Source organism: Pseudonocardia sp. NPDC049154 (assembly GCF_040648315.1).
Classification (GTDB): domain Bacteria; phylum Actinomycetota; class Actinomycetes; order Mycobacteriales; family Pseudonocardiaceae; genus Pseudonocardia.
Genome location: NZ_JBEZDN010000077.1, coordinates 26,132 through 35,789, shown reverse-complemented (window position 1 = coordinate 35,789; position 9,658 = coordinate 26,132). Strand labels below are relative to the sequence as shown.

The following is a 9,658-nucleotide window of genomic DNA, read 5'->3' as shown; positions in this document are numbered from 1 at the left end:
CGGACCGGACGCCACCGCGACGGGCGCGCCGCCGGCGACATCGCCGTCGGGGCCGCCCGCGGTCGTGGTCTCCCGGCGGTCGTCCGGCTGGGCGGGGGTGTCGGCCATGCCCGGCGTCGTTCCCTTCCTGCGTCGGCCCGCACCGGCCCGAGTGGCACGGAGCGGGCCGACGGTACCGGCTCCGGCCGGGCTCGGGGCCCGCACGGCCGTCAGCGCGGCGGGCGGGACGCACCGTCCGCCGGCTCCCCGCCCTGCCCCTCGCCGTCGTCCAGCGGCAGGAAGAGCGTCATCACCGGCGGGCTCTCCCGCGAGACGACCAGCCGGCCGCCCTGGTCCTCGGCAAGCCGGGTGGCGAGCGGGAGCCCCAGGCCGATGCCGTCGGCCGGCGTCTCTGTGCCCGGCGCGCGGCCGTTCCGCTCGGGACGGCCGTCGGCGAAGCCGGGCCCCTCGTCGCCCACGTCGACCGCCACCGCGTCGCCGACCTCGCGCACCCCGACCCGGACCGCTCCCCCGCCGTGCCGCAGCGCGTTGTCCAGCAGCACCGCCAGGACCTGGCCGATCGCGGCCCGCGACCCCACGACCGCGGTCTCTCCGCACCCGGGCTCGTCGGCGCCCGCCCCGTCCAGGTCCACCTCGAGGGTGCGGCCCTCCGCGACCAGCCGGGGCCGGTAGGTCTCGGTGACCTCGTCGAGCACGGCGTGCAGGTCGACCGGGCCGCGTCCGCCCCCGCCCCGCGAGCGCGCGAGGTCCAGCAGCTCCTCGACAGTGCGGGTCAGCCGCTCCGTCTCGACGACGGCGGCGTCGAGCGCGGGACCGACGTCGGCGCCCGGCCGCGCACCGGCGTCCGCCCGGGCGTTCTCCAGCCGCAGCCGCAACGCCGCCAGCGGCGTCCGGAGCTGGTGCGACGCCTCGGCCGAGAACGCCCGCTCGCGGGCGAGCAGCTCGTCGAGCCGGGCGGCGGTCCCGACGAACGCGGCGCCGAGGGCGTCGACCTCGGCGAGCCCGGCCCGCCGCGGCCGCACGCCGAAGTCGCCGTCGCCGAGGCGGTCGGCCAGGACCGCCAGCTCCTCCAGCGGACGGGCGAGCCGCCGGGCCTGCCGCCGCGCGATGACCCACGCCGCGGCCAGGACGAGCGCGGCCAGGCCCAGCATGCCCAGCCAGATCGGCACCAGCGCGGTGTAGACCGCCGACACCGGGTGCGAGGCCCGGACCACGCCGACGATCTCGTGCTCGCCGAGCACCGGCACGGTCGCGACCAGATCCGCGCCGCTCTCGACGACCTGCGGACCGGCGCCGGCGAGCACGGCCGCGACGTGCTCGTCGCCCGTCGGGGTGCCGTCGCCGGCCACGAGCAGGCCGTCGTCGTCGAAGAGCCCGACGGTGGTCCCGGGCGTCCCCGGTACGGGCAGCACCGCGGGGACGCGGTCGTGGGCGAGATCGGTGAGCACCGCCGCGGCGGTCAGGTCGGCGAGCCGTTGCAGCGCGACGCCCTCGTCGGCCACGGCGTAGCGGGCGAGGCCGAGGCCGAGCGGCACGCCGAAGAGCGTCACGGCGATCGCCGCGACCGCCACCGAGAGCGAGACGATCCGGGTGCGGACGCGAGTGGTCCCTCGCACGGTCACCCCCAGCCCCACGCGGGTCGCGGCGGCCCCTCGCCGGTGGCACCGGTTCGCCGTCGCGGAGGGGTGCAGGCTAGGCCGTCGGCGGGTCGAGGCGGTAGCCGTGCCCGCGCAGCGTGCGGATCCGGGGCAGCCGGGTGCCGGCCGGGAACCCGGACAGCCGCCGACGGAGCGCCGCGACGTGGACGTCGAGGGTCTTGGTGGACCCGCCCCAGTGGTCGTCCCACACGTCGGCCATGAGGGTCCGGCGGCTCAGCGCGGCCCCGGGGTCGCGGACCAGCCGCTCCAGCAGGTCGAACTCCTTCGCGCGCATCGCCACCTCGCGACCGGCCACGGCGACGCGGCGTTCCCGCAGGTCGAGCTCGAGGTCGCCGAGCCGCACGGGCTCGCCGGCAGGCCCCGGCCGCCCGCGGCGCAGGTGCGCCCGGACCCGGGCGAGCAGCTCCTCGCGCCGGACGGGCTTGGTGAGGTAGTCGTCGGCGCCCGCGTCGAGCCCGACGACGACGTCCATCTCCGCGCCCCGCGCCGTCAGGATCACGACCACGGCGTCGGCGGAGAGCGCACGCAATGCCCGGCAGACCCGGATGCCGTCGACGTCGGGCAGCCCGAGGTCGAGCAGCACGAGGTCGGGCGGCTCCCCCGCACCGGCCCAGTCGAGGGCGGTGCGGCCGGTGCGGGCCCACACCACCTCGTGCCCGTGCTGCGTGAGGCTCTCGACCAGGCCCTCCCCCAGGCCCCGGTCGTCCTCGACGAGGAGGATGTGCGCGCTCACGACGCCATCATCCCGGGCGCACGGGGGGTTCGCGGGCCGCGAACGTACGAGCCTGCTGAGAGGTCGGTTAGCCGACGGCAAAATCTTGCGGCTCCCGGCGGGTGGGCCTTGCCCGCGCTCTCCGGCGCTCGGTACACACACAGCAGGTGGAAGGTTCCCCCGTCCACCTGTCCGGGCCGGGAGCCGTCCCCAACGATCAGCGGCCCCGGCCCGCCCCCGGGACACGGGCCGGCCGGCCCTCCCCGCCTGGCGGCCGCTCGTCCGCCGATCCTTCGCTCCCCGGTGTGATCGCCCCCAGCCGTGGTACCAGGGGAACGCCCATCCGGCAGGACCGGGCGAAGTGCGTACGCTCGACATGCCCGCACCGCGAGCAGGAGGGACACCATGTCGGAGCACGACCGCTACGGCGACCTCGGGGCACCTCCCCCGCTCGTCGCCGAGTTCGTCTCGCTCTCCGAGAAGCTGCTCGACGCGCCCACCGTGCAGGACGTGCTCGACCGCATCGCCGAGGCCGCGGTGCGCGTGGTGAGCGGCGCGGACATCGTCAGCGTCTCGTTGCGGTCGCGGGACGGCACCCTCGACACCCCGGCCACCACCGACCAGGTGGGTGTGCGGCTCGACGAGCTGCAGAACGAGTTCGACGAAGGCCCCTGCCTCGACGCCAGCCGCGTGCCCGGCATCGGCTTCGCCTTCTCGGCGGACCTCGCCGCCGGCAAGGAGTTCCCGAAGTGGGGCCCCGCGGCCGCCGAGCTGGGCGTGGGGAGCGCGCTGGCCGTCGGCCTGTTCCCCGCGCAGGACCCGCCGCGGATCGGCTCGCTCAACATCTACTCCCGGCGCCCGGGCGGTCTCGAGCAGGCCGACCGCGACGCGGCCCTGGTCCTGGCCGCGCACGCCTCCACCGCGGTCGCCGGCTCGCTCGCCTCCACCCGCGCCGAGCTGCAGGTCACCCAGCTGGCCGAGGCCGTGCGCAGCCGGGACGTGATCGGCCAGGCCAAGGGGATCCTCATGGAGCGCCGCGGCGTCGACGCCGAGGAGGCCTTCCGGATCCTGCGGTCGGCCTCGCAGTCGCTCAACGTCAAGCTCGCCCGCATCGCCGAGACCCTCACCCAGCGCCGCGGCGAGCTCTGATCCCCGCCCGTCCCTCACCCCGTCGGGGCGAGGTGCGCCCGCCGCGCCGTGCCCATCGTGGACGGCGGCGCGGCGGCGCCGGTGTCGAGGGAGGGCGACGGATGGCACGACCCCTGGCCGGCCCCGGACACCCCTACCTGCGGCCGGTCGCCGAGGACGGGGACCGGGCGAGCGTGCTCATCGCCGTCCTGTGCGCCGACGTGCGGGAGGCGGCGCAGCACGGCCTGATCACCCGGGCCGAGTCCGAGGAGCTGCTCGCCCGCCTGGCGATCGTGGTCGACCAGGCCGTCGGCGGTCGGTGAGCCGCCCCTCCCGCGCGGTCTCGACGGACGACGAACAGGAGGAGGGCCCATGACGATCGGACCGGTCCAGATGCTGGTACTCGGGTTCGACCACCCGAACTTCCAGGGCGAGATCCGCGCGGAGCTCGAGCGGCTCCGCGCCGACGACACGGTGCGGGTGATCGACTTCCTGGCCGTGCACAAGGCGGTCGGCGGCGAGGTCAGCGTGCTGAAGGAGACCCAGCTCGACGAGGCCGAGCGGGAGGAGTTCGGCGCGGTCGTCGGTGCCCTGGTCGGGGTCGGGGCCGGGCTCACGCCGGAGGAGGGCGCGGCCCTCGGGGAGGCCGCGGCGGCCCGGGGCACGGAGCTGCTCGACGAGGAGGCCTGGGACGTCCTGGCCGACATCCCCGAGAACACCGCGGCGGCGCTGGTCCTGCTGGAGCACCGCTGGGCCATCCCGCTCCGCGACGCCGTCGCCCGTGCCGGCGGCATGCGGCTGGCCTCGGAGTTCATCAGCCCGCTCGACTTGGTCCAGGTCGGACTGGTCGGACAGCAGGAGGCCGAGGCACTCGTCGCGACCTCGGCCGACACGGTCTGACGGCGAGGGGACAGCCATGTTGGGACCGAACCGGCGGATCGCCAGGCGCAGCGGACGCCGGGCCGCCCGGCGCACCTCCCGACGCCTGGCCAGGCGCTACTGACCGGCGCCCCCGACCGGGGCCACCGGCCGGCGCCACCGACCGGCGCGCTGTCGATCGGCGTTGTCGAGCGGGCTCCGGCGGGCCCGGCTCCTCAGCCGGGCAGCAGCACGGCGGCGCCCGTGATCCGGTCCGCCGCCAGGTCGGCCAGGACGCGGTCCGCCGTCGACAGCGGCCGGGGGTCGACGGTGGGCCGGACGTCGAGCGCGGCCGCGAGCCGCAGGAACTCCTCGCCGTCCGCCCGTGTGTTGGCGGTGACGCTGCGCAGCTGCTTCTCCCGGAAGAGCTCGCGCTCGTAGTCCAGCGCCGGGACGTCGGTGAGGTGAATGCCGGCGATCGCCAGGGTGCCGCCGGCGTCGAGGGCCCGCAGCGCGACCGGCACGAGACCGCCGACGGGGGCGAAGGTAATCGCGGCGTCGAGCGGCTCCGGCGGCTCCGCGTCCGCCGGGCCGGCCGAGGCGGCACCGAGCGCGAGCGCCAGCTCCCGCGCCTCCGGCGAGCGGGTCAGCACGTGCACGGTGGCGCCCTGCGCGACGGCGACCTGCGCCACCACGTGGGCCGACGCGCCGAAGCCGTAGATCCCGAGCCGCCCGCCCGGCGGCAGCTCCGCCCGCTTCAGCGCCCGGTAGCCGACGATGCCGGCGCACAGCAGCGGGGCGGCCGTCGCGTCGTCGAGCTGCGGCGGGAGGGCGTAGGCGTACGCCTCGGGGACCACGGCGTACTCGGCGTAGCCGCCGTCAGCGTCCCAGCCGGCGAACCGGGCGTCGGGACACAGGTTCTCCCGGCCGGCCCGGCAGAACCGGCAGCGCCCGCACGTCCCGCGCAGCCAGGCGATCCCGATCCGGTCGCCGATCGCGAACCGGCGCGTCCCCGTCCCGAGCGCGTCGACCACGCCGACGATCTCGTGCCCCGGCACCGTGCCCGGGTGGTGCGGGGCGAGGTCCCCCTCGGCCAGGTGCAGGTCCGTCCGGCACACCCCGCAGGCGGAGACCCGGACACGGACCTCGCCGGCGCCCGGTTCCGGGTCCTCCCGGTCCACCTGGGCCAGCGGGCCTGTCGTCATCGGCCCCGGTCGCCGCACGATCCACGCCTTCATCCCGTCAGCATGGCGTGCCGGAGGTCCACAGGGGAATGGTCGCGCGTCCCGTCGCTGCAGGCCGCTGGTCCCTCGACGGAGATCACCGCGAGGCTCACCACCGCGGCGGGAGCGCCGTCGGCACCGCCCCGGCGGAGCGCCGTCGTCACCGCTCCGGCGGGGCCAGCCGGTAGACCGCGCCGGCGTCGTCGTCGGTGACGTAGACGGCGCCGTCCGGGCCGGCGACCGCGGCGACCGGGCGGCCCCAGCGGGAGCCGTCGGCCTCCTGGAAGCCGCCGACGAGCGTCTGCTGCGGCCCCAGCCCGCCGTCCTGCCAGGGGAAGAACGACACCTCGGGCGCCCGCGGCGGCTCGGCGTTCCACGAGCCGTGCACCCCGACCAGGGCCCCGCGGGCGAACTCACCGGGCAGGCCGCCGTCGACGAACGCCAGTCCGAGCGGCGCCGAGTGGCCCCCGAGCGCCTGCTCGACCCGCGGCAGCGCGGCGCAGTCGAGGGCGGCGCCGTCCGGGTTGGTCTGCACGTCCCGGGCGAACGGGACGTCCGTGAGGACCTGCGCGCTGCCCGGCACGCCCGGCTGCACGTCCGGGTCGGGATTGCAGTACGGCCAGCCGAGGTTGCGCCCGGGAGTGAGCCGGGCCAGGGCCTCGGCCGGGTGGTCCCGCACGTAGGACTCGACGACCTCGCCGCGCGCCGAGCCCGACGTCTCGCCGTAGGCCCGGTCGAAGGGGTACTGGATGTTGTCCCGGTTGTTCACCGCGGTCCACACCGCCCCGTCCGGCGCGACGGCCAGCCCGGTCCCGTTGCGGACGCCCACCGCGAACGGCTCGGGCGCGCCACCGCCGGGCGGCACCCGCAGGATCGACGCCCGCGGCGGGTCGGCGGCGAGGTCGTCGGCCGAGATGTTGCCCGTCGAGCCGACAGACACGTAGACGGCGCCGTCCGGACCCACGGCCACGCTCTTCAGCGCGTGCGCGTAGCGGCCCCGCAGGTCGGGGCTCTTCGCGTCCGGCAGACCGGTGACGACCGGCGCGGGTGTCCCCACCCGGCCGTCGGCGTACGGGTACGCGTCGACCCGGTCGCTCTGCGCCACGTACAGGGTCGACCCGGCGAACGTCAGGCCGTGCGGCTGGTTCAGCCCGTCCAGCAGCGGCGTCTCCGTGGCCGTGCCCCGCCCGTCCGGCACCAGTCGCACGACCGTGCCCTCCTCGGGGACCGAGACGAGCAGCGACCCGTCCGGCGCCCATGCCGCCAGCCGCGCCTCGGGTACCCGCGCGAACACGGACATCGACCAGCCGGGCGGCACGAGGGCCTGCCGCGGGGTGTCGAACGGCCCCGAGTCGAGGCCCGGCGGGACCGCGACCGTGACCGGCACGAGGCCCGCCGGCACCGCGGCCGTCGGCGCTCCCGCCGCGGGCGACCCCGTACCGGGCCCGACACCCGACGCGGAGCACCCGGCCAGCAGGACCGCCGCGACGAGCGGGAGCACCCGGCGGAACGCACACGACAGCCGCATCGACAGCCCTTCCCCCGACCGACGGAATCGGACCGATCGTCGGGTATCGGGCGTCGGGTGGGCGTAACGCCGGCCACGTCAGGTCCGAGGACGGCTCGGGGGCGGCGCAAGGGCGGGGGAAGCGCGTGGAGGACGTACTCGGACGCGGCACCGTCATGGAGGCGCCGTGGGGTGAGCGCGGGCTGACCGCCGCGGAGGTCGCCGAGCGGGTCGCCGCCGGCCGCACGAACGCCGTCGACGCCCGGACCAGCCGCAGCGTCGGGCAGATCGTGCGGGCGAACGTCGTCACGCCGTTCAACGGTCTGCTGTTCGCGCTGTTCCTCGTCATCGCCGCCACCGGCCGCTGGCAGAACGGCCTGTTCGGGCTGGTCATCGTGGCCAACACGGCCATCGGGGTGATCCAGGAGGTCCGCGCCAAGCGCACACTCGACCGGCTCGCCGTGCTCAACGCCCCGCACGCCCGCGTGGTGCGCGACGGTGAGGTGGCCGAGATCGAGGTCGCCGACGTTGTCGCCGACGAGCTGGTCGAGCTCCGCTCCGGCGACCAGGTCACCGCCGACGGGACGGTCACGGCGTCGGCCGGGCTCGAGGTCGACGAGTCGCTGCTGACCGGCGAGTCCGACCCGATCGCCAAGGTCCCGGGAGACCAGCTGCGGTCCGGCTCGATCGTCGTCGCCGGGCGGGGGCGGTTCCGGGCCACCGCCGTCGGCGCCGACGCGTACGCGACCCGGCTCACCGCCGAGGCCAAGAAGTTCACGCGCACCCCGAGCGAGCTGATCTCCGGGACGAACACCATCCTGCGGTGGATCTCGGTGATGATGCTCGTGGTCGCGCCGCTGCTGGTGTGGAGCCAGTTCCGCACCAGCGACGCCGACAGCTGGCAGGACGCGGTCACCGGCACGGTCGCCGCGCTCGTCGGGATGGTGCCCGAGGGTCTGGTGCTGCTGACCAGCCTCGCGTTCATGCTCGGCGCGGTCACGCTGGCGCGGAAGCGGACCCTCGTGCAGGAGCTGCCCGCCGTGGAGGTGCTCGCCCGCGTCGACGTCGTCTGCCTCGACAAGACCGGGACCCTCACCCACGGCGACATCGTGTTCGACCGGCTCGTCCTGCCACGGGACGCGGACCCGCTCGCCGAGGCCGAGGTCCGCGAGGCGCTCGCGCTGAGCTGCACGGAGCCGGGCGGCAACGCCACCGCGGCGGCGCTGGCCACCGTCTTCTCGCACACCTCGTGGACCGCGACGGCGAACGTCCCCTTCTCGTCGGACCGCAAGTGGTCCGCCGTGGGCGCCGGCGAGCACGGCACCTGGGTGCTCGGGGCCCCCGAGATGGTCCTGCCGGAGCCCGCCGACCCCGGGTCCGCGGACCTGCTGGAGACCGCCGGGAAGATCGCGGAGGACGGGATGCGGGTGCTCGTGCTCGCACACGCGGACGACGTGGTCGACGGCCCGGTCCTCCCACCGGTGCTCGAGGCACGGGCGCTCGTCGTGCTCGCCGAGCGGATCCGGGACGACGCCGCCGACACCCTGCGCTACTTCGCCGAGCAGGGCGTGTCCCTGCGGGTGATCTCGGGCGACAACCCGCGCACCGTCGGCGCGGTCGCGACCGCCGTCGGGCTGCCGGGCATCACCGCCGCGGCCGACGCCGTCGACGCCCGGACCCTGCCCGAGGACCCCGACGCACTCGCCGACGTCCTCGAGGCGAACCCCGTCTACGGCCGGGTCACGCCGCAGCAGAAGCGGGCCATCGTCGGCGCGCTGCAGCGCCGCGGCCACGTCGTCGCGATGACGGGCGACGGCGTCAACGACGCCATGGCGCTCAAGGACGCCGACATCGGCGTGGCGATGGGCAACGGCGCCGCCGCCACCCGCGCGGTCGCGCAGCTCGTCCTGCTCGACGGCCGGTTCGCCCACCTGCCCGACGTCGTCGCCGAGGGCCGCCGGGTCATGGCCAACATCGAGCGCGCGGCGAACCTGTTCCTGGTCAAGAACGTGTACTCGCTGCTCATGGCGCTGGTGGTCATCGCGACCGCGGCCGCCTACCCGCTCGCGCCGATCCAGCTCACGCTGATCTCGGCCGTCACGATCGGCATCCCCGGGTTCGTGCTCGCGCTGGCCCCGAACCGGCGGCGCTACGTGCCGGGCTTCCTGCCCCGCGTGCTCTGGTCCGCGGTGCCGATCGGCGTGGTGATCGGCACCGCGGCGTACTCCGGCGACCGCACCATCCGCTGGCTCGAGCCCACCGGCGGGCTGGTGGCCGGGCAGACGGTGGCGACCGTGACCGTGCTCGTCGCCTCGCTCTGGGCGCTCACCCTGTTCGCCCGCCCCTTCAACCGATGGAAGGTCCTGCTCGTCGGCGGCCTGGCGCTGGCCGTCGTCGTGATCCTGGCGGTGCCCTTCCTGTCCCACACGGTGTTCCTGCTCGACGTCACGTGGCTCCGTGTCGGCGTCGGGGTGGGGCTCGGCGCGGTGGCGGGTGTGATCATCGAGGTGCTCGGGCGGCTCGTGCGGTCCCGCTCGGCGGCCGTCTGACGGTCCCCGGTTGTTCCCTTTCG

8 protein-coding genes are annotated in these 9,658 nt (G+C 76.2%); 4 read left to right on the top strand and 4 right to left on the bottom strand.

Annotated elements, in window-relative coordinates:
- Positions 1–209: 209 nt before the first annotated feature.
- The gene (locus tag AB0B41_RS28810; protein WP_358208797.1) at positions 210–1,622 is read right to left on the bottom strand and encodes a HAMP domain-containing sensor histidine kinase; all 1,413 of its coding nucleotides are present in this window, start codon (positions 1,620–1,622) and stop codon (positions 210–212) included.
- Between the two features lie 70 nt (positions 1,623–1,692).
- Positions 1,693–2,391 (bottom strand): response regulator transcription factor, encoded by a 699-nt coding sequence (locus tag AB0B41_RS28805; protein WP_358208796.1) that lies wholly within the window; start codon positions 2,389–2,391, stop codon positions 1,693–1,695.
- 384 nt (positions 2,392–2,775) lie between these two features.
- Between AB0B41_RS28805 and AB0B41_RS28800 the strand changes: the two genes are divergently transcribed.
- The 3 genes from AB0B41_RS28800 to AB0B41_RS28790 all read left to right on the top strand — a co-directional run bounded on the left by AB0B41_RS28800 (position 2,776) and on the right by AB0B41_RS28790 (position 4,398).
- Complete coding sequence (locus tag AB0B41_RS28800) at positions 2,776–3,519, top strand: GAF and ANTAR domain-containing protein (RefSeq protein WP_358208794.1); 744 nt, start codon at positions 2,776–2,778, stop codon at positions 3,517–3,519.
- 101 nt (positions 3,520–3,620) lie between these two features.
- A complete protein-coding gene (locus AB0B41_RS28795; protein WP_358208792.1) occupies positions 3,621–3,821 on the top strand; it encodes a hypothetical protein in 201 nt (66 codons plus the stop codon).
- A 49-nt stretch (positions 3,822–3,870) separates the two neighbouring features.
- Entirely contained in the window at positions 3,871–4,398 is a 528-nt protein-coding gene (locus AB0B41_RS28790) for a hypothetical protein (protein ID WP_358208791.1), read from the top strand.
- A gap of 194 nt (positions 4,399–4,592) precedes the next feature.
- Here AB0B41_RS28790 and AB0B41_RS28785 read toward each other — a convergent pair whose 3' ends face one another.
- Together AB0B41_RS28785 and AB0B41_RS28780 are read right to left on the bottom strand one after the other, a co-directional pair.
- Positions 4,593–5,594, bottom strand: coding sequence for a zinc-dependent alcohol dehydrogenase family protein (locus tag AB0B41_RS28785; protein WP_358208789.1), 1,002 nt, complete (start codon positions 5,592–5,594; stop codon positions 4,593–4,595).
- A 145-nt stretch (positions 5,595–5,739) separates the two neighbouring features.
- Positions 5,740–7,107: a gluconolaconase gene (locus AB0B41_RS28780; RefSeq protein ID WP_358208787.1), complete on the bottom strand. Its 1,368-nt coding sequence runs from the start codon at positions 7,105–7,107 to the stop codon at positions 5,740–5,742.
- A 125-nt stretch (positions 7,108–7,232) separates the two neighbouring features.
- Here AB0B41_RS28780 and AB0B41_RS28775 point away from each other — a divergent pair, with 125 nt between their 5' ends.
- A complete protein-coding gene (locus AB0B41_RS28775) occupies positions 7,233–9,635 on the top strand; it encodes an HAD-IC family P-type ATPase (protein WP_358208785.1) in 2,403 nt (800 codons plus the stop codon).
- Positions 9,636–9,658: the final 23 nt, after the last annotated feature.